This is a genomic window from Thermomicrobium sp. CFH 73360 (genome assembly GCF_023806465.1).
Lineage (GTDB): Bacteria > Chloroflexota > Chloroflexia > Thermomicrobiales > Thermomicrobiaceae > Thermomicrobium.
Genome location: NZ_JAMSLS010000001.1, coordinates 116,334 through 139,739 on the forward strand (window position 1 = coordinate 116,334; position 23,406 = coordinate 139,739).

At 59.3% G+C, this 23,406-nt stretch carries 17 protein-coding genes; 5 read left to right on the top strand and 12 right to left on the bottom strand.

All coding sequences use genetic code 11. The features are described from left to right. Positions 1-325: 325 nt before the first annotated feature. Positions 326-2,686 (top strand): penicillin acylase family protein, encoded by a 2,361-nt coding sequence (locus tag NET03_RS00475; protein ID WP_252126923.1) that lies wholly within the window; start codon positions 326-328, stop codon positions 2,684-2,686. 49 nt (positions 2,687-2,735) lie between these two features. Here NET03_RS00475 and NET03_RS00480 read toward each other — a convergent pair whose 3' ends face one another. The 6 genes from NET03_RS00480 to hemC form a co-directional block, all read right to left on the bottom strand. Beyond that, the gene (locus NET03_RS00480; RefSeq protein WP_252126924.1) at positions 2,736-4,247 is read right to left on the bottom strand and encodes a hypothetical protein; all 1,512 of its coding nucleotides are present in this window, start codon (positions 4,245-4,247) and stop codon (positions 2,736-2,738) included. Beyond that, positions 4,192-6,099 (bottom strand): glycosyltransferase family 2 protein, encoded by a 1,908-nt coding sequence (locus tag NET03_RS00485; RefSeq protein ID WP_252126925.1) that lies wholly within the window; start codon positions 6,097-6,099, stop codon positions 4,192-4,194. The genes NET03_RS00480 and NET03_RS00485 overlap by 56 nt, the downstream gene beginning before the upstream one ends. A 163-nt stretch (positions 6,100-6,262) precedes the next feature. Further along, positions 6,263-7,480, bottom strand: coding sequence for a glutamyl-tRNA reductase (gene hemA / locus NET03_RS00490; protein ID WP_252126926.1), 1,218 nt, complete (start codon positions 7,478-7,480; stop codon positions 6,263-6,265). A 2-nt stretch (positions 7,481-7,482) separates the two neighbouring features. Beyond that, positions 7,483-8,769: a glutamate-1-semialdehyde 2,1-aminomutase gene (gene hemL, locus NET03_RS00495; protein ID WP_252126927.1), complete on the bottom strand. Its 1,287-nt coding sequence runs from the start codon at positions 8,767-8,769 to the stop codon at positions 7,483-7,485. A 16-nt stretch (positions 8,770-8,785) separates the two neighbouring features. Next, complete coding sequence (gene hemB, locus NET03_RS00500) at positions 8,786-9,808, bottom strand: porphobilinogen synthase (RefSeq protein WP_252126928.1); 1,023 nt, start codon at positions 9,806-9,808, stop codon at positions 8,786-8,788. Further along, the gene (hemC, locus tag NET03_RS13675) at positions 9,805-11,496 is read right to left on the bottom strand and encodes a hydroxymethylbilane synthase (RefSeq protein WP_252126929.1); all 1,692 of its coding nucleotides are present in this window, start codon (positions 11,494-11,496) and stop codon (positions 9,805-9,807) included. Before hemC ends, hemB begins: the two co-directional genes overlap by 4 nt. A gap of 212 nt (positions 11,497-11,708) precedes the next feature. On the opposite strand from hemC, the gene NET03_RS00510 reads away from it, so the two are divergent. Then, positions 11,709-12,878, top strand: a complete 1,170-nt coding sequence (locus NET03_RS00510; protein ID WP_252126930.1) for an NAD(P)/FAD-dependent oxidoreductase — start codon at positions 11,709-11,711, stop codon at positions 12,876-12,878. A 21-nt stretch (positions 12,879-12,899) separates the two neighbouring features. Here NET03_RS00510 and folE read toward each other — a convergent pair whose 3' ends face one another. The 3 genes from folE to NET03_RS00525 form a co-directional block, all read right to left on the bottom strand. Next, the gene (gene folE, locus NET03_RS00515; RefSeq protein ID WP_252126931.1) at positions 12,900-13,523 is read right to left on the bottom strand and encodes a GTP cyclohydrolase I FolE; all 624 of its coding nucleotides are present in this window, start codon (positions 13,521-13,523) and stop codon (positions 12,900-12,902) included. A gap of 386 nt (positions 13,524-13,909) precedes the next feature. Continuing rightward, entirely contained in the window at positions 13,910-14,749 is an 840-nt protein-coding gene (locus tag NET03_RS00520; RefSeq protein WP_252126932.1) for a CDP-alcohol phosphatidyltransferase family protein, read from the bottom strand. A gap of 22 nt (positions 14,750-14,771) precedes the next feature. Continuing rightward, positions 14,772-15,557: an HpcH/HpaI aldolase family protein gene (locus NET03_RS00525; protein ID WP_252126933.1), complete on the bottom strand. Its 786-nt coding sequence runs from the start codon at positions 15,555-15,557 to the stop codon at positions 14,772-14,774. A gap of 982 nt (positions 15,558-16,539) precedes the next feature. Here NET03_RS00525 and NET03_RS00530 point away from each other — a divergent pair. From NET03_RS00530 to NET03_RS00540, 3 genes are all read left to right on the top strand, one after another. Continuing rightward, positions 16,540-18,147: a DEAD/DEAH box helicase gene (locus NET03_RS00530; RefSeq protein ID WP_252126934.1), complete on the top strand. Its 1,608-nt coding sequence runs from the start codon at positions 16,540-16,542 to the stop codon at positions 18,145-18,147. A gap of 234 nt (positions 18,148-18,381) precedes the next feature. Then, a complete protein-coding gene (locus NET03_RS00535) occupies positions 18,382-19,128 on the top strand; it encodes a YebC/PmpR family DNA-binding transcriptional regulator (protein ID WP_252126935.1) in 747 nt (248 codons plus the stop codon). Between the two features lie 444 nt (positions 19,129-19,572). Next, the gene (locus NET03_RS00540) at positions 19,573-20,037 is read left to right on the top strand and encodes a DUF421 domain-containing protein (RefSeq protein ID WP_252126936.1); all 465 of its coding nucleotides are present in this window, start codon (positions 19,573-19,575) and stop codon (positions 20,035-20,037) included. A gap of 375 nt (positions 20,038-20,412) precedes the next feature. Here the strand turns inward: NET03_RS00540 and NET03_RS00545 are convergent, their stop codons facing one another. The 3 genes from NET03_RS00545 to NET03_RS00555 form a co-directional block, all read right to left on the bottom strand. Continuing rightward, complete coding sequence (locus tag NET03_RS00545) at positions 20,413-21,507, bottom strand: ABC transporter ATP-binding protein (protein WP_252126937.1); 1,095 nt, start codon at positions 21,505-21,507, stop codon at positions 20,413-20,415. A gap of 94 nt (positions 21,508-21,601) precedes the next feature. Further along, positions 21,602-22,447, bottom strand: a complete 846-nt coding sequence (locus tag NET03_RS00550; protein ID WP_252126938.1) for a carbohydrate ABC transporter permease — start codon at positions 22,445-22,447, stop codon at positions 21,602-21,604. Between the two features lies 1 nt (position 22,448). Then, a complete protein-coding gene (locus NET03_RS00555) occupies positions 22,449-23,393 on the bottom strand; it encodes a carbohydrate ABC transporter permease (protein ID WP_252126939.1) in 945 nt (314 codons plus the stop codon). Positions 23,394-23,406 lie beyond the last annotated feature (13 nt).

Genomic DNA, 23,406 nt, shown 5'->3' on the forward strand with positions numbered 1-23,406 from the left:
CTCCTCAAAACGGAACCGATCTGGCTCACCACTGCCGATCGACTCTGAAGAATGCTTCACTTGACTTCACCGCACCTTGTGTATGGTAGGGTTCATCGAGGGGGGTGTACGTCAGAAATCATGAGCGCACCGACACCACATCCGCACGTTTTCACACGGTGACCTTGCATGGCGGCCTTCGAGCTCCTCTCCCTCGGCGCATTGCATAACATCCTTCATTGCGGCGAATTCTGCAGTTGACCGGAACCGACTCGACGTGCATCATCGTGTACGGAGCACTGGACCGCGCACTGTCTGCCAAAGCAGAAGGGACAGGAGTCACTGCATGCCGTCATCTCGCCCAAGTCATCTGTGGTTGTTGTCCCTTACCCGTCGCTTTGGGCAAAGAGTTTTGCGGCATCGCCTACCGATCACGTCCGGCAGTATTGAAGTACGGGGCCTCGATACAGTCGTCACCATCATCCGTGATTTGTGGGGTATCCCCCATATCAAAGCCCAAACCGAGCACGACGCCTGGTTCGCCCTCGGATTCTGTCAAGCACAAGATCGAACTTTTCAACTTGAATTTCTGCGGCGTTTGATCCGGGGCGAACTCGCCGAGGTCGTTGGTCCGCCCGGCCTGGCCTTTGATCGTCTCGCCCGCCGTATTGGCTTCCGTCGTGCATCGCTGCGACAACTCCCGCACCTCTCCGATGACATCCACGCTCAGGTCGAAGCGTTCCTGGCCGGGATACGCGCTGGGCTTGAACGGGGTCTCGCCGCTCGTCCGATTGAGTTCCTCCTCTTGCGAACCGAACCCCAGCCGTGGGACGCTGCCGATGTGCTTGGTCTGGTGAAATTCCTCTCCTTCGCCTTGGCCTCAAACTGGACCTCAGAACTCATTCGACTGCACGTCCTGCTCACGGATGGTCCCGAGGCGTTACGCGACTTGGATCCTGCTCTGCCCACCAGCAGTGAGACCTACGAGGCACGGGCACCAATTACCCCCTCCTGGCTAGAGCAGTTTTCGCGTGAACTGGATCAACTTCGTAGACTTGCTGGCTCCGCAGCCTCCAACAATTGGGTTATTGCCGGTGATCGGACGCAGAGTGGCAAACCGATTCTGGCGAATGACCCCCATTGGAGTCCGATCCTTCCCTGCTTCTGGTACCTCGCGCACCTCATCTCACCAGCCTGGGCTATCGCAGGTGCAACCCTCATCGGTACCCCAGCATTCATCGCCGGCCACAACGGCTTTGCAGCGTGGGGAGTCACCGCAGGACTGAGTGACAACACAGACGTGGTTCTTGAAGCGTTCGGTCCTGACGGAAAGACAGTACGCGAAGGTGACCGTTTCGTCCCCTGCACGGTTCACCAGGAGACGATTCGCGTGCGTGGTCATGGTGCCGTCACTGACCTTGTCTTGGAAACACGTCGCGGACCGATCGTCAGTCAGGCTCTCCGTGGCGTTCCCTGGGCCGTCTCTCTGCGGGCTGTTTGGCTCGATCCACTACCCATTCGTGGACTCCTGGAGATGCATCGGGTCCGCTCGTTTGAGGCCTTGGAGCAGGCCTTTGTGGACTGGCCACATCTCCCGCTCAACCTTGTCTATGCGGACTCATGCGGCACAATCGGCTGGCTCCTCGCTGGCACAGTACCCCAGCGCCGGTCGTCAAGCGGTCTGCTGCCGGTATCTGGTTGGGAGAACCCTGACCCGTGGCTTGGATACGTCCCTGCTGAACGATTGCCACGTTTGGTGAATCCACCCGAAAAGTTTATTGCTACGGCGAACAATCGGCCGCTACAGCGCCACGAAGCCTTGCCTCTCGGCGCTGATTATCTCGATCCCTATCGCGTCGAGCGCATCGCATCGGTGCTCGCGGATCGATTTGATTGGAATCGTGACGCGGTGCTCACATTGCAGCTCGATACATACTCGCTTCCGTGGATGCAGATCAAACACTTCTTCCGTGATCTCCCAGCCCAAACTTCCCTTGTCGAGCAGGCACTCGCTCTCTTGCGTGACTGGGACGGCAACGTGTCAGCCGAGAGCGCTGCTGCAAGCGTCTTTGAACTTCTCCTTCATCGCCTTGCTGCGCGAGTTGCCCAGGCACGAGCACCGCAAAGCTGGCGGTGGGTAGTGGGAGCAGGTTTCCACGATTTGGCAGGTGGGACCAGTTGGGGTGTCCGCCGGATCGCGCATCTTGTTCGCCTTCTTGAAGCACCACCGTCAGGTTGGTTTCAGTCTGACTGGGAAGAGGTCCTCCTTGAAACCCTTGGGGAGGTGATCCAGGAACTGCACGACCGCTACGGGAGCGACCCTGCGTGCTGGGCATGGGGTTCGATTCGCCCGCTTACGTTGAGGCACCCCCTCGGTGCGTCACCGTCACCTCGCTGGCTTTTCGATCGCGGACCGTTTCCGATCGGGGGTGATGCCAACACGGTTAATCCCGCCGGGGTCTCGGCGCATGATCCACTTGGCCCGGTACAGTTTATCGCCTCGCTACGCTTTGTTGTAGAACTCGGTGCCTGGGACGAAGCGCAGGTCGTCCTGCCAGGCGGACAGTCTGGGCACCCACTTTCGCCCCACTATGATGACCTTCTTGGCCTCTGGCTTCGCGGAAAGTCAGTTCCGCTGGCCTGGAGTTCGGTCGCAGTGCAGCGTGTGGCGCACTCGGTTCTCGAACTACGACCAGGTCGAGGATAGCTTCCCCTAAGTCGAATCCTGGCTCAGAACCTCCGCGCTCATCAGATCCTCACGGCGTAACGAGGAGACTTGGGGCATCGCTCCGTCGGTACACAATCCAGTCCGCACGGAAACCATCCACCACGAAGCCAGGTGGAGGCCCGAGCCGAAATTGCGCGCTTACCACATCATCCTCCGGAGCCGATGGACTCACGAGGATGTACTGGACTCGGTCTTTGGGCGAACCCAGCGCCAATGGAAAGTCGGCATCAGCAGGGAGCAAGAAAGGTCGCGCCGACTCCGTACGGGCGATGAGCCGATAAGCACCTCGATCATCGGCGAGGATCGACCGGGGTGGGGCTTGGCGCAGCGCCGCTGCCAGTGCACGCTCGTCAAGATCACTCGTTCGTGCTTGTCCGGTGGTCAGTACATGCTCCCACTGCCGCACCTCTCCCTCACGCAGCACAAGCGCCGTGCCGGAAATCCCTTGCAGCAGAGCGAAGAGAACGAGGAGCGGACCGACCCATCTCGGGAGTCGCTCTGGCAGGGCGAGGAGAGCAAGTAGGGTATAGGTTCCGAGTGCCAGGGGCAAACCGTAGGCGAGGCCAGCGAGACGGATGAGCGACGGTAAAGTGGCCAACAAGGTAAGGGGAACAACCCGTCTCGGGTAGCGCCACGCGTTTAACGCGAGGACCGCCAAGAGCAACGGCTGAGCGAGGAGTTCCAGAGCGAACTCGCGTAACCACTCGACTCGTTCTGGGAGAGGCGCTCTCCAGTGGACCGAATCGATGGCTGCCGCCACTGGTCCGGCAAGATAGGTAAAGGGATTTCCCGTGAAGACCCAATTGATGTACGTCCAGCTTGCTGCGGTCCAGAGTGCCGGAAACACGGTGACCAGCATCTGACTGAGCGTCGCCCAGTGCTCACGCGTTTGCCGTGAGTCATCTGCAGAGCGACGGAACAGCGGAACAAGCCCGGCAAGGGCGATCGCGTACAGGAACGCGTAGAAGTTCGCATAGAAGGCCAAACCGAGAACTAACCCTGCGACAAACCCGCTAAAGGTATGTCCGTATCGCACAAAATTCCAGTAATAGTGCCACGCCACGACCACCAAATGGAGCGCAAGTACCTCCGGATACGCCTGTGTCGCAAGGTACAGAGCTGTCGGCGTTGCAACCACCGAAACCGTCAAGAGCATACGCCACAAACGTGGCAGCCCGGTGCGTTCGAGGTCGTACCAAAGGAGCCAGGCAATCCCTCCTGCAGCGATACTCGCCAGGACGGACGGCATCCAGGTGCGGGGGAAGACAAGCACGCTGAGGAAGGGGAGTGGCGGATAGAGGAAGCCGATTACTTCGAGCCGGAGGCGGTCGGCTGCCAAGAGCGCCTTTTCGACGATATGGGCATGCATGTTACTGAGGAAGGCGAGGCGGTGCACGAGGAGGGCAACTCCTAGAAAAGGAAGGCTGAAGAGCAGTACCCGCACGAGGTGATCGCGCCACGTCAAATCGACGAGACGCAAGCCCTCAGTCGCCTGCGGCCGCGAGGGGCGTACTGGGGTCGAGATAACGGGTGAGGCCATGGCGCGTCTTCTCCCAGTAAAATGGCTTCGTGACCAGCTGCCAGACAGCCTTATAAGACGCCAGAGAATGAAGTACCCAGTAGAACGGATTGAGGAGGGCAAAGGGGATCAACAGGTAGCGACGTCGCTTAAAGCCAGCCAACATACCAAGGTAGATCATCACCCCGTTGCCAATCAGAAGATTGAACAAGCTCATGTATAAAACTGCTGGAGGAAAGAGCACATCAAAGAGATGGGTCCGTGTCACCAGCCAGATCAGCGTAATCGACCAGAGTGGGATCAATGAGAGGAACGCAAAGGGAGCACCGCCAATGAGAAGGATAAAACCGAAAACGTTCTTTAGCCCAACGCTCTTCAACAGCTGCACCGGGTGCCGGGTGTGAACGAGCACGGTCTGGATGTATCCCTTGATCCAACGAGACCGCTGGCGAATCCAATTACCGACGTGATTATTTGCTTCCTCCCAGGTTGTGGAGTTGATGACACCAACACGGTAACCATGCGCCGCCGCGCGAATGCCCAAATCCGCATCCTCGGTGACGTTGAACGGATCCCACCCACCGAGCTCCCGGAGCCGGTCGATGCGAAAATGATTACTCGTGCCGCCGAGCGGGATCGGCAATCCGAGCCGGTCAAGTCCGGTGAGCACGTAGTCGAACCAGTACGAATACTCAAGCGTAAACATGCGCGTTAGGAGGTTCTCTGTCGCGTTGTAGTAGTTCAACGCTGCTTGGACACAGACCAGTTCCGGTGGCCCCTTCCGGAAAGCGACGACTGCCTTCTTGAGTTGGTCTGGCTCGGGACGATCTTCTGCGTCATAGATCGTCAAGTATTCGCCGCGTGCGAACAGCAGCCCCACATTACAAGCCTTCGGCTTCGTCTTCGGCATACCGTTGGGCACGACGATGAACGTGACCGTCTCTGGTGGTCGCGCTGCCTTCGCAGCTGCCAGCGTCTCCTCGTCGTCTTCCTCAATAAGCAGAAGAATTTCTAACTTGCTCGGTGGATAGTCCAGTCGCCGAAGATTTTCCACCAAGTGTTGGACGACGTTTGCTTCTCGATACACCGGTACCAATACGGTGTACATTGGAAGTTCGTCGTCGCGGAGCGCCTTCACCTCCTCCTCGCTGATTGCCTGCTCGTGCTCGTGGCGAGCTCCGGCCATGGCAACGACGAAATGGAAGGCGACGAAGAGGAACAATGCACCGTTGATGAGTGCTGAGAGCACCACCGCGGTGGTGCGTGGAGCGAACAGCAAGCCCAGGACGACTCCAATTACCATGAGCGCGAGCAAAACCTTCTGCCAGCCAATCAGAACCCGGCGAGCACTCTCATCCGGATTCCGGAAGTAGAGTCCGAGCGCCGCCCGATCAAGAACAACGTCACGGAAAACGGTGCGGATGGCGTAATCAATATCCCACTCGGTCGTCACGAGTGGGCGCACGGTCACCGGTCCCAGCACTCCGCGGATAAACTCCTCCAGTTCGGCACTTGGTTGCTCGGCTGTCGCCACAAAAATGTCCGGACCATGCCGACGCACAGGAAAGCATCGTCGCTGGACAAGCTCCGCAGGATCAAAGAGTCGTGCAAGACGCGAGTCGAGAGGCTCCTGCAAGAGATCGACGAAGGGATAACCCCAGAGTTCAGCCAGAACATGGTAGAGCTGCCGACGCCGAATGAGCCCGAGCGCAATCAGGATGCGACCAATCCGGTCACCCGTCCGCCGCTGGTACTCGAGTGCCCGGTCGAGCTCTTGCTGCGTCAAGAGCCCGCGAGCGACCAACGCTTCGCCGAGCCGTTCTCGATGCCGCGTTGCAACTGGTGAACTTGCTGGCCGACCGCGAATGAACAAACTTCTGTCCCTTCGCTCCTCAGCTCTCCGAATCGTACATTGAAAAAACCTAAGGTTACCGTTTATCCGTGGGGAAGTTTCGGCTGCCGCTCGTTGGCAGGTGGAGGACCAGCAGTCAGGACTCACGACGAACGAACGTCCCGCCAGACGAGGGAAAGAAGAGCTACCGCTGAACGCCTGCCAGGAGACGGAAGACGGTGGCTGCCCCATCCGCTTCCGGATGCAGTGACTGGAAGACTGGAGCAAGGACTTTCCGGGCAACGCTTGCCGCTGCCTCACGCTCAATCTCACTTGCCTTCTCGGGACTGCGGGCGATCAGCTGGAAGGCACGTCGGAGCTCGCGATGGCATAACTGCTCGAGAACTTCCTGGGCCAATCGGATCTCCTCAGCGAGTTGCCGTGCCTGCCACCACCGCAGGTATCGTCGCACGTAGTGATCCACAATCTCCTCGGCACACTGGTACGGTGGCTGTGTTCGTGAACTCCCTGGTTCATCCTGCAAATCGTCGACCGTAATGAGTCGAATTCCAGGGACGTGTGCAACGGAAGGCTCGACATTCCGAGGAACTGCAAGATCAACCACAACACCAGAACGAGCACGTGAATCGAAATGCCTCGCACAGAGGATCGGTTCCGGAGCAGCTGTCGCCACGAAGATCGCATCGACTTCAACCACCAACTCGGGCCACCGCGCCCATTCCACCCCTCGGACATCGCCATCACCAGCAAGTGCTTGGAGTCGCCCGGCTGTTCGATTGCTGACCCAGAGTACAGCGGGCTGTTCACGTCGCAATTCTGTGACAACGAGCCGCCCCATCTCCCCAGCCCCGAGCACCAGTACGGCTCGTCCGCCGAGTCCACCGAGCGAACGGCTGACTGCGCCGACCGCCAGCCGTGCGAGCGACCGCCCACCCGCACTCAGACCGGAACGTGCGCGAGCGGTGCGTCCAGCTGCCAGACTCAACGAAAAGAGCCGTTCAAGAACGGGACCGAGGGTTCCCGCGGTGCGCGCGAACTCCCTTGCCCGACGGACCTGCCCGAGAATCTGCGTCTCCCCGACAACACGTGAGTCCAACCCGGCTGCTACCCGCATCAAGTGGCGAACCGCCTGCTCGCCTCCAGCTCTCAGCGCCACGGGGGCAAGAACCTCCACCGGTAGCCCAGCCGCAGCCGCGAGCCACTCGAGACCACGCCCAGTTCCCGGCTCGTCAGCGATCCAGTAGAGCTCCGTACGGTGGCACGTCACCAGCAGCACGAGCTCGTTCGCCAGGCTTTTCCACTCGCGGAGCCACGCGACCTGATCGTCCGGCGAAAAGCCGAGTCGTTCTCGGATCGTCAACGGTGCCGTTCGATGTGTGATCGCCACGACCGCAAGTGACATGCTCACCCCCGCACGACCTCTCGGAGCGCCTCTCCTGCTGCTGCAACCGTCCGGTCCACGTCAGCCTCCTCGTGCGCAAGCGAGAGGAACCATGCTTCGAACTGCGACGGCGGCAACAAGATGCCCCGCTTCCGCATCGCTCGGTGGAAAGCCGCGAAACGCGCTGTGTCCGCTGCCTCGGCCTGCCGCGCGTTAGTGACCGGCGCTTCAGTGAAAAACAACGTGAGCATCGACCCGACTCGTTGCACCACAGCGGGCACACCGGCCAGACGCACAGCCTCACGCAAGCCACGCTCCAGGCGTGCACCAAGCTCCTCGAGCCGCTCGTAAGCTCCCGGCTGACGCGCGAGCTCCAACGTCGCCAGCCCGGCCGCCATCGTGAGCGGATTTCCGGATAAGGTGCCCGCCTGATACACCGGTCCACTTGGTGCAACTTGCGCCATCAGATCGCGTCGCCCACCATACGCCCCAACGGGTAGTCCACCCCCAATCACCTTGCCAAAGCAGGTGAGATCCGGTTCAACGCCGTACTTGCCTTGCGCGCCGTTCCATCCAATCCGAAAGCCTGTGATGACTTCATCAAAAATAAGGAGAGCGCCGCTTCCTTTGGTCAAGTCGCGCAAGCGCTGCAAGAATCCGGGAACCGGTGGTACCACGCCCATGTTCCCAGCGACCGGCTCAACGATGACCGCGGCAATCTGCTCACCGTACCGCGCGAACGCTTCCTCGGCCGCTGCGACATCGTTGTACGGCAGGACCAGCGTCTCGCGTGCTGTTCCACTGGTCACACCGGGAGTACCGGGAATACCAAATGTCAGGATTCCCGAGCCAGCAGCAACCAAGAGTGCATCGACATGGCCGTGATAGCAGCCGGCAAACTTGAGAATCAACGACCGGCCAGTGACTGCTCGCGCCAAGCGAATGGCACTCATGGTCGCTTCGGTCCCCGAGTTGACGAAGCGAACGAGCTCCACTGACGGCACCGCCTCGACGATCGTGCGAGCCAGTTCAACCTCCTGCGGAGTCGGCAAGCCAAAGCTCGTGCCATTCTGCGCCGCTTCCGTAATTCGCGCGACAACATGGGGATGCGCATGCCCTGCAAAGAGCGCTCCCCACGAACAGATGAAATCGAGGTACCGTTGTCCATCAGCGTCGATAAGGTATGCCCCCTCTCCACGGACGATGAAGAGTGGATCGTCTGCGACAGCCCGAAAGGCACGCACGGGACTGTTCACACCCCCAGGAAGATATCGCTGCGCCGTCTCCCAGAGGATGCTTGATCGCGTCATCGGCTTCCCCTCTCGATCACTCAGCAAGAGCACGTGCAGGCGCCATACTGATCTGCCCTTCGCGGAGCCAGCGTGCAACGTCCTTCGCGTGATAGGTGATGATCATCTGCGCGCCAGCGCGGCGAATGCCGGTCAAAATCTCGACGACGACACGCTGCTCATCGATCCAGCCATTGCGCGCCGCCGCCTTGACCATCGCATACTCACCACTCACGTTATAGGCCGCAATTGGCACGTCAAAGCGCTCTCGCGCTGCAGAAACGACATCAAGGTAGGCAAGCGCCGGCTTCACGATGATTGCATCCGCGCCTTCCTCGAGATCCGTTGCAATCTCGCGCAGCGCTTCGCGCCGGTTCCCCGGATCCATCTGATGCGATCGGCGGTCACCAAACGCCGGTGCAGATTCGGCCGCTTCTCGGAACGGCCCGTAGAACGCCGACGCGTATTTGGCAGCGTAGGAAAGAATCGGGATTTCCGAAAACCCAGCCTGGTCGAGTGCACGCCGGATCGCGCGTACGCGACCGTCCATCATATCGGACGGCGCAACCATGTCAGCACCAGCCTCGGCATGCGAAACAGCGGTCCGTGCCAAAAGCTCGAGCGTAGCATCGTTGAGAATGTGCCCATCGCGAACGATCCCGCAGTGCCCATGGGACGTATATTCGCAGTTGCAGACGTCTGTGATGACAACCAACTCCGGCGCGACCCGCTTCAACTCCCGGACCGCCCGCTGCACAATGCCATCCGGATCGTATGCCTCGCTCGCGAGTTCGTCCTTGCGAGCTGGGATACCGAAGAGAAGAACGGCAACGATCCCAAGTTCCAGAAGTTCCTCGGCCTCGCGCCCCAACTGATCTACGCTCAGCTGGTAGACACCAGGCATCGAGTTCACCTCTCGCCGAACGCCGTGGCCATGCACAACGAACAGCGGATAAATGAAGTCTTCGATGCTGAGTCTCGTCTCTCGGATAAGACGCCGCAGATTCTCACTCCGTCGCAGACGCCGAAAACGACGGAACTGCAGTGCCTCAGCACTCACCGCGAACTCCCTTCGGCTCGTACAATCGCCTCGATGAGGCCATCGATCGTATGTCGCTCTGCAACGACGTCCACCCGCACCTGCAGCTCGCGCGCGGTGGCTGCCGTCACGGGCCCGATCGCTGCCACCCGCACCTGGCTGGGCACGTTGGCAAAGTCACCGACCGCCGCGACGAGACTCCGCACGGTTGAACTCGATGTCAGGAGCACCCAATCAATCCGACCATCAATGAGGTCATGCCGAACATTTTCTGGCAAGGGAAGAGACTGGGTGCGATACGCGGGCACAACGACCACGTTGGCACCAGCCTCAGCGAGAGCGCGCGGCAGGACATCGCGCGCCTCGGCGGCTCGAGGAAGCAAGATTCGTGCATTACCCACGCCTTGGGCGATGAGTTCCTTAGCCACCGCTTCGGCAACGTAGTTCCGCGGAACGAGGCTCGGTGTGACCCCGTGTGCAGCGAGCTCCCGAGCTGTCCCTGGACCAATTGCAGCCACCTTCACTGCACGCAACACATCGACAAATCGGCCAAGCATGCCTAGCCGGTCGATCACGACCCGTACGCCGTTGACGCTGGTGAACACCACCCAGTCAAACCGTTCTAGTTCTGCGAGGGCGCGATCCAGTGGCTCCCAGTCATCTGGTGGCACAATGCGGATGGCAGGAGCGACAACGGGTACGGCCTGGAGTGCACGCAAGCGCTCAACAAGATCACGCTCTTGCCCAAGCGGTCGCAAAACCAGGACACGCCGTCCGGCTAGAGGAGCACTCCTCTCTGGCTGCCACGATCCACGTCCTGCCAGTTCAGCCTGGATCTCCCGTGCTAACTCGGCCGCAGCTCGGATCGCGTCCGAGGTCGGCCACGACACCTGACGACGCAGGAGGGGACCCCGCTCGCTTCCTGCCACCGCCACGCGAAGCGTCACCATCCCATGCGCTACGGTGGCATAGGCACCGAGCGGCAAGGAACATCCACTACCGAATGCCGCGAGGAAAGACCGTTCGACAGCCACTGCAAGATGCAGATCTGGCTCATCGACCTGGGCGACGATCGCCCCTACCGGATCGTCAACCCGGCAAACGAGCGCCAGCGCTCCTTGACCTGGAGCCGGGACGAAGATGTCAGAACCAAGATATTCGGTGACGACATCCAGTCGCCCCAGTCGCGCAAGACCAGCCGCCGCAAGGATGAGCGCATCAAATGCTCCATCCCAAAGCTTGCGGAGTCGGGTGTCAACATTTCCCCGCACATCGGCGAGTTCGACATCTGGTCGGAGCGCTGCGACCAAGGCGCGACGACGACGGGAACTGGTCCCAATTCGCGCTCCGGGTGGAAGAGTTGCAAGCGTCGCGCCGGATCGGCTCACCACAACGTCCCGTACATCTTCCCGACCAAGGACGGCCACCAGCTCCAAGCCACGGGGAAGTTGTGTGGGAAGGTCCTTGGCACTGTGCACTGCAAGGTCGATTCCTCCCGCGAGGAGCGCCTCATGGAGCTCCTTGACAAAGACGCCGCTCCCACCAAGGACCGTGAGCGACGTCGCTCGATCTCGATCGCCAGTCGTGACAATAGGAACGATGGTCCACTGTTGATCAGGAGCGACGCGCAGAAGCGCGGCCACGGCCTGTTGCGCTTGGGCGAGAGCGAGCGCGCTACCTCTCGTTCCGACGCGAAGCTCCGTCGCCACGGTCGCCTCTGCATCCTTCCCCGTAGATTTCTCGTCTCCAGTTTCTGCTCGATGTTGTCAAATCTGCTCGAATCTGTTCACCATTTCCTTGTCCCGGGATTCTACGCCATGTCTTGCCCCTCGACAACCAAGATCGCGTTCTCGATCACTCGCTTCGCTGACTGGGTACAATCCCCACGTGGTCGCGTGATGGAAGCCGAAGGGGGCAAGCAATGGCGCGCAACGTCCTCATCATTGGTGCAGGACCAGGTGGCCTCGCAGCTGCTCGGGCACTGCGCGCATATCTCGATCCCAACGATCGTATTGTTGTCATCGATCGGCACGACGAACAGCGCCTTGGAGTAACGCTCCTCTTGATCATGCGCGGCTGGCGCGAACCCGAGGAAGTCATGATCCGGCCATCGCGCGTGCTCGCTGGCACGGCCGAATTGCTTGTCGCCGAAGCGTTGCAAATCGACCCAGCCGCGCGACGTGTCGAGACGAGTGTCGGATCCATCACCTACGACGCACTCGTCTTGGCCAGCGGTGCAGAGGTCGTCCCAGAAGTGATCCCCGGATTAGCGAGCGCGCTTGAGAACGGCGTCGCCGGCCACTGCTGGACCCTTCCTGCTGCGCTCCAGTTGCGTGAGCGTCTCCAGTGTTTCCCTGGGGGACGCGTCTTGATCGTTGTTGCCCGCCTGCCGTACAAGTGCCCGCCAGCGCCCTACGAGGTCGCCTTGTTGGTTCGTGATCTCGCCCAGGAGCGAGGAATCGACCAGTCGATTGAAGTGACCGTCGTGACACCCGAGCCGAGCCCGCTGGCCGTCGCTGGCCCCGCGATTGGCGAGCAGCTGACCCGCCTGCTTGAAGCCCGTGGCGTGAGCGTGCGCACCGGTGAGCAACTCAGTTCAGTCGATTCACGACACCGTGAGGTCGTTTTCGCCTCTGGCAGCCGAGAACTCTTTGATCTCTTGATCGTTGTGCCACCGCACCGCGCGCCCGCACTGGTTCGCGACGCAGGCCTGGCAGACGGCGATTGGGTTCCGGCCTCGTTAGAAACGATGCGCACGAGTGTCGAGGGGATCTGGGCTATCGGGGATGTTGCAGCCGTACGTATCCGCGAAAACCTGCTCGTACCCAAGGCAGCAGTTTTTGCTCAACAGCAAGCGGAAGTTGCCGCACGCGACATTGCTCGCTGGTTGGGCTACGATGCTCCCGAACCCGAGGTGCGAGCATACGGTCGCTGCTGGTTCCTCACCGGCCGTGGCGTGGCTGGCGCGATCGAAGGCGATTTTCTCGCCGAGCCTCGTCCAGCAGTGACACTCTCTTCACCCTCACCGGAAGGGTTCACGCAGATGGAAGGGGAACTCGCAAACTGGCTGGCTCAGGATCCCGGTCGCTAAGCTCTTGCGTTACCGCCGTTTTTACGTTGTGGTCGAGAGCAAACGGTAGAACTCGTCACGCGCCTCGGGCGACTCACGAAAGATGCCCAGCATAGCACTTGTGGTCGTCCGAGCGTGTTGCTTCTCCACGCCTCGCATCATCATGCAGAGATGAATACCGTCCGCAACCACCGCAACACCTTGTGGTGCCAAGAGATCCTGAATTGCCTGCGCGACTTGCTGGGTCAGACGCTCCTGCACCTGAAGCCGACGAGCATAGAGGTCGACGATCCGCGCGAACTTGCTCAAACCGAGGATCTTTCCTTGCGGTAGATATCCAATATGAATATGGCCAAAAAATGGCAGAAGATGGTGCTCACACATCGAATAGAACTCTATTCCCTTCACGACTACCATTGTGTTTTCTTCCACATGAAAGATCGCTCCATTCACAATCTCTTGCAAATTCTGGCGATACCCTCGGGTGAGGAATGCCCACGCCTCAGCGACACGTTGCGGTGTTCGCTCCAGTCCTTCCCGCTCTGGATCCTCGCCGATCAACTCGAGCCATTCGGCGACCAATTCTTGGAGCCGCGTCAGATTCACCGACGTCGTAAAACGCAGACCAGTGTCTTCAGCCTCGATTACTCGTTCGGGGTGTGTCATGAAAAGCGCTCCGCATTTCCTTCAGAATCGTCACCAGCCAGACGCACAGACGCCAACTGGTGGGTCACACTGTGCGCCCGGCTTGGCATGAGCATACACGGGCACCACATGGTGAGCAATTTTGTGTTGCCTGTCGCAGTGGACCACCACCTCGCCACTCCGGAGCTTCCTCAACACGACCCTTCCCGAAACGACGCAACCATTTGCCGTGGCCACTGTAAATTGCGCGATATCAACAAGAACCTGCGATCACAAGAAGAACTTCACCGATAGGACACAAACGGTCTTCTGCTCCCGCCCACTCCCAGCTGGAGCCCTTCCAAGGCCACGTCGGCTGTCGCAGTTGACACTCGACGTCTCCTCGAACGGCATCAGACATTCTCTGTTCAGGAACTGCTCCCCAGAAGCCGACCGCCGAGTTCTCTCCGGACCAAAACCCAGCGACCGATGGTCACGACCACTGGAACAAGGAGTTGACTGAGGACGAAACTCGGATACTGTGTCAGGCGCTGCCGCCATAAGAAGACACTAAGCCAAGCATATTGCGTCGAAAGCCCCAGGTTCGCTCCTGCAAAGGTTACCCAGCGATCCCACCAGCGCTGAGCAACCTCCGCTCGATTCGGATCGCTGCGCGCAACGAGCGCAAGGAGCTTCATCTCCAACCATCTGATTGCCTGATCCTGTGGCGTGTAAACAATCCGGTAGATCCAGCGAGCCAAGGCTAGTCCCCAACCGTCCCGATCCCGCACCTCAGGACGAAACACCTCTCCTCGTGCTGAGCGGTAGCAGTACTCCACATTGAAGTCCCAGCTGAGCAGCAGCGTCAGCACCGTGAAGGCAGCGAGTGATCGGCAACGTTGCCCTGTTCGAGCGGCCACCGCAGCAAAGAGTGCCAGATTGACAGCTCCATCGAGCTCGGTATCCAGATACCGGCCCAGTTCAGTTTCCTCTCCTCGGAGTCGCGCCAGCTGGCCATCCGCATTGTCCAAAACAGTAACAGCTTGGAGGAGCAACGCAGCCAGCCGATCAGCACCACGTGCAATCAAACTTGCAGCACACAGGCCAAGCACGGTGTGTACAAGAACAAGGTCAGTCGGTCGTACAGGCGCACGCAAGACACTGCGCGCAACAAGAAAACCGAGCGGGCGAAACAGCGCGAAGTTGACCAGCTCCGGGGCCGGTCGCATCTTCAGACTACGACGGAACTCTGTCAACCATGTTCGCATGAAAGAGCGCTCGTCTGACCACTTACTCGCCGTATCCTCGCCCTACCTGAGCCGCCAGTCCAAGTCGCTCCACACCAGTCAAGGCTCCTTGGACCAGGAACCCAATATCACTTCCGGCAGTTACGAAGTGGAAACCTTGGGCCGCCCGTCGCAACGCGTCGTCGACGCTATACGCCGCATAGCCGGCGATTTTCCCCGTCTTCCGGCACGCCTCGAGAACACGCTCGATGGCCCGCTCTTGCCGCTCATCTTCTGCCGCACGCCGCGGATCGATACCAAGTGAAAGCGCAAGATCCCCGGGGCCAATCCAACAGCCATCGATCCCAGGTACAGAAAGGATTGCCTCAGCGTTCTCGACCGCTTGCGCACTTTCGATCTGCACAGCGACAAAGAGTTCCTCGTCGATCCACTCCGGATAGTCCGATCCATAGACACGCGCTCGGCCCCAGCCCCATGACCGTTTGCCACGAGGTGGAAAGCGACACGCCTCCGCTACCGCTTGCGCATCCTCCTGCGTGTGGATCAGTGGGACGACGATTCCCAGCACGCCGTCATCGAGCAGCCGACCGATCAACGTGTAATCATTGCGGGCGACACGTGCCATGGGAACTGCCCGACCGCAGGAGAGCGCCATCAGCGTCGCAATGAGAGTGTCGGATCCGAATGTCCCATGCTGCGTATCAATCAGGATGAAATCGATCCCGCAATTGGCAAGTGCTTCCGCCACCAGCGGTGCACCAAGCTGCAGTGTGTACCCGAACGCCGGTTGTCCGGCCAGCATCTTTCGCTTTGCGATGTTCTGTCGCATCAACCCCTCCGGTCTGCAGCAGCCTGGCCCCTCTGCGCTAACACTACCCGATCCCAGCAGGGACGTGAAGTGCTTACGCCAATGCGAGTACGATGCGCACCGCAGCGCACGTGTCACACCGACGACCACCCAGCCATGACGCTGGCTGGCGACCTTCGCGTCGCGGTTCAGACACCACCAGCGATCAGGCCACAATTCAGGCAAGCGACAATCCCCTTACCAAGAGCCTCCCTCGAGGTGCGGTGCTTCGGCAGGAAGTTGCCCAAGACCTCCCATAGACAAAGGATAGGTGAGCGTGTCACTCACCAAGAGTGCTCCTGCTGCGCCAACCAAGCGAAAAGCCGCTCAAACTCCGCCATCCTTCTGCAGCAAATCCTCGCTTTTCCAGCAACCGGACGCGATTTACTACACTCCTCACGTAGCGGCATTCCAGCATCCCACGATGGCGAGGTCCCCTGTGGTTGCCACGCGGCATCGGCGAGCTGCCGGTAAGATCAGTATCCGCACAGAACTCATTGAACCAACAGTTGGCCGCTCCTGACGACATTGCGTCAAGACGGCATCACACCGTTCAGGCGTTGCCGTCACCTCCTTGTCGGCGTCGGCATTCGCCGCCTCACCTTAGGCATTCGTACGAAGTCGACCACAGAGGGTGCCGAATTTCACAATGGCACCTCTTGCTGTGAGAGAAGGGCGCTGCACTTGTGGTCTTGACGACAACGTGCAACACGATACTCGATTGACCAACGAAAGAACAGTGAGACCCCTGGGGCAATTCTCCGGTTCGGCGCAGCGGTGGCGCCTGTCTCCAATTCCGCGTTATGACAACGAATTGAATCGACTGATCCGTGAGTGCAGGAGGCACGGCAGTACAGGTCATCACGCCGATCAACGAGTGAGAGCATTTTGGTATACTGAGGTGGTTGTGCACTCGAAGTGGAGCTGCACAACCGACGAACAATACTGTATTGAGGAGAACTACGTGAATCTCACCCTCACCCGACCTGCTCAGCCGAGCGCGTTCGCTGCGCTCGGATTGAGTCAACCCTTGCTGGAGGCACTGCGCGACGTCGGCTTTGAACAGCCAATGCCGGTTCAAGCGGAAGCAATTCCTGTCCTACTTGCAGGGCGAGACGTGATCGTACAGGCCCATACCGGTACCGGCAAGACGGCAGCTTTTGGCTTACCCATCTTGCAGCGCCTTGAACCGAATGGTCCTGGTCCACAGGCACTGGTCCTCACTCCAACCCGTGAACTCGCGATGCAAGTTGCGGAGGCTATCCATCGTTTCGGCCGGTATCTCGATGTCCGAGTCCTTGCCCTCTACGGTGGTCAACCGATCGAACGTCAGCTTCGGGCTCTTCGCCATCCTGTTGACGTCGTCGTCGGCACTCCGGGGCGCGTCATGGACCATATCCGGCGGGAGACGCTTCACCTGGAACAAGTGCGGATTGTTGTCCTCGATGAGGCCGACGAGATGCTCGATATGGGATTCATTGAGGACGTTGAATGGATTCTCGAACGTGTGCCGAGCGAACGCCAGACTGCGCTGTTTTCCGCGACGATCCCGCCACGAATCCGGCACTTGACTCGGCGCTTTCTTCGTCATCCGGTGACCATCGCAGTTCATCCCGAGCGCGTGACGGTACCGCAAATCCAACAGTTTGTTTATGAGGTTACCGCGCACGCGAAGGTCGATGCACTCGCGCGCATTCTCGACTTCGAAGCACCAACCTCTGCCATCGTCTTTGTCCGAACCAAGAGCGGTGCGGACGAACTGGCTCACCGGCTACAGTCACTCGGTTATGCTGCCGAAGCGATTCACGGCGACCTCAGTCAGGCGATGCGCGATCGGGCCATGCAACGGTTCCGCTCAGGACAGGTCGATCTGCTTATCGCCACCGACGTCGCTGCGCGTGGCCTCGATATCCCAAGCGTGAGCCACGTAATCAACTTTGATATCCCCGGGGATCCGGACGCATATGTCCATCGCATCGGCCGCACTGCTCGTGCAGGAGCACCCGGAACCGCAATCACGCTCGTCGAGCCACGAGAGCGCTGGTTGCTCCGTACCATCGAACGCGCCATCGGGAAACGTCTCGTGGTACGTCGCATTCCGACCCGTGAAGAAATTGTGCGACGCCAGCGTGAGTTGCTCGGCGCCTCCCTGGTCGAACTCATCGAGCAGCGCGATCTCACGGCAGGACGCCTCCTCGTTGATCAACTGCTGCTATACCACGACGCGAGTGATATCGCCGCTGCAGCGATCACTCTGCTCCTGGAAGAACGTGCCATCGACCCTGAGCGGCTTCGTGAACTCTGGGGTGGTGATCGGCCGGAGAAGGGGATGGTTCGGCTCCGCCTGGAACTGGGTCGGCGAGACGGCGTGCGTCCCAGCGACATCGTTGGCGCAATCGCCAACGAGGCGAGATTGCCGGGGCGGGAGATCGGGCAAATCGAAATCTCGGACCGGTTTACACTCGTTGAAGTTCCGGTCGCAGCGGCAGAACGCGTCATCGCCGCTCTAGCTGGCACTCGCTTGCGTGGTCGCACGATCACCGTTCGCAGGGTCGATGCCATCGAACAGTGACCGGACTTGCCCGGTTCGGTGCGTATCTGGCAGACTTTGTGTGAGAGTCGACGCCCCACGGGCGGTCGTACCGGAGTATTGAACCGGTCGGCTGTCGTGCACACGAACGGCGCGGAGCCCCGACGCAATCTCAGACACCAAGATGCGAGTTCCTCGACACACGGGACGCCGTGCCGGTTATTGCCGTGCTGTGGGCGGTCGATTACCTCGACCTGATGAGGGGAAGGTGAGAATATGGCAGGGCACTCCAAGTGGGCCCAAATCAAGCGGCAGAAGCAAGCAGCCGATTTCCGCAGGGGTCAAATCTTTAGTAAGCTGGCCCGCGAGATCCATGTCGCCGTCCGTGAGGGTGGTCCAAATCCGGAGACGAATGTGCGCCTTCGCATGGCGATTGAACGCGCCAAGCGCGAGGGGATGCCAAAGGAGACGATCGAGAACGCGATCGCCAAGGCGAGTGGTGCTGCTAGTGGCGCACAGGAATATGAGACCATCGTCTATGAGGGCTACGGTCCTGGTGGTATCGCCATAATGGCGATCGCACTGACTGACAATCGGAATCGGACCGCATCCCTCGTCCGACATACATTCACGAAGTACGGCGGCTCACTCGGTGAGACCGGTTCGGTGGCTTGGCAGTTCGAAACGCTTGGTCAGATCGTTGTTGCGACCAATGGCCACGACGCCGAAGAGATCGCGCTCGCTGCGATCGACGCTGGTGCGCGTGACTTTGAGGTCGAGGACGATACAGTGATTATCACTACGGAGCCCGACCAGTTGAGCAACGTTGCCGAAAAGCTTCAGCAGGCGGGCTATCAGATCCGACAGGCCGATATCCAGCGTGTCCCGACGGCGACGGTCGAGCTGGAAGGCAGCCAAGCACAGAGTGCCTTGAAGCTACTGGAGGCACTGGAAGACCTCGACGACGTGCAAGAGGTCTACACGAACGCGAGCTTCCCGGCTGAGGTCCGCGGGGCAGTCTGACCGATCGTCTGGACTGCACAAGACCCGGTGGCATCCTTGTCACCGGACTTTTCGTTCTGGGGCCTGTCTCTGCGGAGAAGCTGCGCCGACTTGTAATGCTCCAAGGGAAGCACAGCGCCGGGTATCGCTGTCCTTGGCTGTGGTCTCCCGAGCGTGCCCCGTTTTCAGACGGCGGCACTTGTTTTCATTGACGTACCGCCAGGAAGAAGACCCGTCCCAGCTCCTCACCAAGTAGGCGCCTCCTACTCTGAACTGATGCCCACGGAGGGCCTGTCCGATATCTCTAGAGCACAGCGGTACGTCTGTCGATCTGCATCTCCTTGTGTTCTACTGAGTAGATCGGGATCCTTCCGACGACTTGTCAACGCAGTTCTCCCAACCGTCCTCTCTCCGCAACATCATAAGGCATGCACCTATAGTTCTGCATGTACAGGGGGTGATACGATGCTCGTACTTCAAACCCCAGCGTGGGAACTCGTGGTTAGAGGATTCGTTATGTACTTAATCTTCATCATCCTATTACGTCTTTTTGGCAAAAGACAACTTGGCCAGCTGACAATCTTTGACCTCGTTCTTATCCTCCTGAGTGCGAACGCAGTGCAACCCGCAATGACTGGTGTTGACACCTCCTTGACCGGCGGACTCCTCCTCGCCACGACCTTCTTTGTCGCAGACCGAAGTGTGAGCTGGCTTGCGCTGCGTGTTGCAGCGATTCAGCGACTGCTTGAGCCTCCGCCGACAGTTCTTGCACGTGACGGACGCTGGGATCGGCGTGCACTCCGTCGTGAGATGATCAGTCTGGAAGAAGCACAAGCAGCTCTTCGGCGAGCAGGTCTACAAGAGGTACAGGAAGCTCGCCTTGTCGTCTTAGAATCGGACGGGACAATCTCCGTTGTGCCGAAACGCTGAAAGGCTTGTAGAGCAGCAGACGTGTCGCAATAATACCGAGAACATGAACGATAGAATTTTTCCAGCACTGACAGCCGCCGCTGTTTCACCCTCTCCTTGAGTCTTATTCCGGACACGCTGCTAAAGAGCTCCAGTGACGGTGGCGAGGGATCGGTAGGCCCACCATCACACTATCGCTTGGCGTCTGCAACGGTCGAGATGTTCAGAGCCGGTCATTTCGAGTCGGATACCGAACGGATCAATGAACCTGTTTCACAGCGCATCAGCAAGCCGCTCGAACCGTCTCACGGACTGCACAACCGCGGGCCCTTTCCTTAGAGGAACGGGGACCGCCCAACGCCCGAGCGGTCCCCACCGTGAGCGAGCGGCACAAGATCAGAAGAGCGCGAGCTCTGTCTGTGGATCGAATGCATGCATGTGCTCAATCTTGACACGGACGGAGGCGAGTTCCCCTGGAGAGAAGTGCAGGTGTGGATCGGCCTTCGCGATCAGGGCACCTGCAGGGCCACGCAGGTGAACCAAGGTCTCTGAACCAAGCGGCTCAACGATTTCCACCGGCAAACGCAATTGCCGGTCTTCACTGACTTGACCTGGCTGGACGATCAAGTCCTCTGGTCGGATCCCTACGAGCACCTCGCGGTTCGCATATTCAGCCAGTCGACCACGCTGCTCCGCCGGCGCTTCGAGCGTGACGTCACCAGCGACCAGCCGTACTGTCCCATCTCCAGCGACCACACGGGCGGGGAAGATATTCATGGCTGGGCTACCAATAAAGGTCGCGACGAAGAGATTCGCTGGATGGTCATACAGATTCTCTGGGGTATCGAGCTGCTGGAGCACTCCCTGATTCATAACAGCAATCCGATGCCCCATCGTCATCGCCTCGACCTGGTCGTGCGTGACGTAGATCGTCGTCACGCCCAGGCGACGCTGCAGCTTAATCAGCTCACCGCGGGTCTGCACGCGGAGCTTGGCGTCGAGGTTCGACAACGGCTCGTCCATAAGGAAGACTTGCGGCTCTCGCACAATCGCACGACCAAGCGCAACACGTTGCCGTTGACCACCGGAGAGCTGGCGTGGCTTCCGATTCAGGAGATCCTGGATGCCCAGCATCTCGGCGACCTCTTTGACGCGCCGATCAATCTCCTGCTTGGGCATCTTTCGGAGCTTCAAACCGAATGCCATATTCTCATAAACAGTCATATGGGGATACAGCGCGTAATTCTGGAACACCATCGCGATGTCGCGATCTTTCGGCGGGATGTGTGTCACCACGCGGTCACCGATGATAATGTCGCCACTGGTGACTTCCTCGAGACCCGCCAGACAGCGCAACGCAGTGGTCTTCCCACAACCGGATGGACCGACGAGAACAAGGAACTCACCGTCCTTGACTTCGAGGGTCAGATCATTGACCGCGATCACACCATCGAATCGCTTGGTCACATGATCGTAGATCACCTGGGCCATGCGCACCCTCCGTCGTGCACATCTCGCGTTTCCGTCACTGAAGATCGCCCCGGCACTAGTATACGGAAGTTCCGCTTCCTGGGTAGTGACCAGCCTAGCCTTTGACGGCTCCCGCAGTGAGGCCGGAGACATATTGATCAACAAAGAACATGTACGCGATCGCCACAGGCACTGAACCAAGCATCGCCGCTGCCATGAGCGGCCCCCACTGGAAGACGTCGGCTCGGATCAGATCGCTCACTGTCCCAACGGGGATCGTCTTCATTTCACCGGAACCCATGAAGACGAGCGCATACAGGAACTCGTTCCACGAAAGCGTGAAGGAGAAGATTCCGGCCGAAAGCACGCCGGGGAGGGCCAGGGGCAAGATGATCCGCCACATGGCTTGGAACCGGCTCGCTCCGTCGATCATCGCGCATTCTTCCAGCTCGCGCGGAATAGTCCGAAAGTAGCCCATCAGGAGCCAGGACGCGAACGGGATCAAGAACGTCGGATACGTTAAGATCAGCGCCCAATAGGAGTTATAGAGCCCAAAGCGAGCGACTACCTGGCTGAGCGGAATGAACAGCAGGGTCGGCGGAATGAGATACGCCAGGAAGATTGCCGTACCCGCCAAGTTCCCGCCCCGGAAACGAAATCGTCCTAACGCGTATCCCATTAGGATACTGCTCGTCAATGACAGAAACGTGGCCCCAAAAGTGACCACCGCCGTATTGAGTGCCCAGCGCGGAAAATCGGTGTTGGTCAGCAGATATCGGTAATGCTCCAACGTAAACTGAGTGAGATATAATGGATTGATTTTCATGTTAAGGAGCAGACTATTCGGCTTCAGCGAGATGATAAGCATCCAATAGAACGGAAACAGCAGAAATACAGTAAAGAATGCTAATGGCAGGTAAAGGAGGAAGAGCCGACTGCTCAACCGATTGCTGCCGACCACCTCATGCCTCCTGGGAACGCACGTAGCGCAACAAGATTGCCGAGAGAACCGCTAGGACGGGGAACATGTACAGAGAGATCGCCGCACCGATCCCGAGCTTTCCAGCTCCGCCAATCCCGATCTGCCAAGCATAGGTACCGAAGATGTGCGTGGAGTTTGCCGGTCCACCCTTCGTCAACACGTAGACCAGCTGGAAGTCCGCGAAGGTCCAAATGATTGAGAAGAGCGTGGTGATGACGAGAATTCCCTTAATCACTGGCAGCGTCACCGCAAGGAACCGCTGCACGCGGTTGGCACCCTCAATTGCCGCAGCCTCGTGGAGTTCCTGTGGGACCGCTTGCAAGCCTGCCAAGATCGCGACTGCGAAGAACGGGGTTCCTCGCCAGATATTGGCGATACAGAGCGAAATGATGGCATTCGTGCGCGTGCCAAGGAAGGCGATGTTCGACTCAATGAGCCCCCAGTTTTTCAACAACCAGGAGAACGGGCTCAGGACCGCATCGTAGAGCATGAGCCACGCCAGACTCGAAAGTGCCGTCGGTACGATCCAGGGAAGCAACAATGCCGCCCGCAAGACGTTCCTCATTGGGAAAGCTTGATTGAGTAAAAGCGCAAGGAGCAAGCCCAGCACGAGCTTAAACGGCACCGTCACAAATCCATAGATAAAGGTGTTCATGACCGTCAGGTGGAAAGTCCGATCTCGCAGCAGTTCCGCATAATTCCGAAAGCCAACAAACTCGCCGCTTGGGAGCCCAACCGTCCGGTCGGTGAGGGAAATCCAAATACCCAAGAAAAACGGATAACTCATGAACAACAAAAGAATCAACCAACCGGGTGACATGAAAAGGTAGGCGAGGACCGGCTCGCTGTCGAGCCAATGCCGCACTCGCTCGCGTAGGCGAAGCGGCACTGCCTGGGTGACCGTACCGGCCGGAGCAGTCGTCATCGTGGCACCTCGA

Excerpts from the sequence above, each read along its gene's own strand:
- NET03_RS00540 (WP_252126936.1), top strand. The coding sequence starts at position 19,573 with ATGCTCGTACTTCAAACCCCAGCGTGGGAACTCGTGGTTAGAGGATTC.
- NET03_RS00535 (WP_252126935.1), top strand. The coding sequence starts at position 18,382 with ATGGCAGGGCACTCCAAGTGGGCCCAAATCAAGCGGCAGAAGCAAGCA.
- NET03_RS00525 (WP_252126933.1), bottom strand. The coding sequence starts at position 15,557 with ATGCGACAGAACATCGCAAAGCGAAAGATGCTGGCCGGACAACCGGCG.
- hemL (WP_252126927.1), bottom strand. The coding sequence starts at position 8,769 with ATGACGCGATCAAGCATCCTCTGGGAGACGGCGCAGCGATATCTTCCT.
- NET03_RS00480 (WP_252126924.1), bottom strand. The coding sequence starts at position 4,247 with ATGGCCTCACCCGTTATCTCGACCCCAGTACGCCCCTCGCGGCCGCAG.
- NET03_RS00555 (WP_252126939.1), bottom strand. The coding sequence starts at position 23,393 with ATGACGACTGCTCCGGCCGGTACGGTCACCCAGGCAGTGCCGCTTCGC.
- hemA (WP_252126926.1), bottom strand. The coding sequence starts at position 7,480 with ATGTCACTTGCGGTCGTGGCGATCACACATCGAACGGCACCGTTGACG.
- NET03_RS00510 (WP_252126930.1), top strand. The coding sequence starts at position 11,709 with ATGGCGCGCAACGTCCTCATCATTGGTGCAGGACCAGGTGGCCTCGCA.
- NET03_RS00520 (WP_252126932.1), bottom strand. The coding sequence starts at position 14,749 with ATGCGAACATGGTTGACAGAGTTCCGTCGTAGTCTGAAGATGCGACCG.
- NET03_RS00475 (WP_252126923.1), top strand. The coding sequence starts at position 326 with ATGCCGTCATCTCGCCCAAGTCATCTGTGGTTGTTGTCCCTTACCCGT.
- folE (WP_252126931.1), bottom strand. The coding sequence starts at position 13,523 with ATGACACACCCCGAACGAGTAATCGAGGCTGAAGACACTGGTCTGCGT.
- NET03_RS00545 (WP_252126937.1), bottom strand. The coding sequence starts at position 21,507 with ATGGCCCAGGTGATCTACGATCATGTGACCAAGCGATTCGATGGTGTG.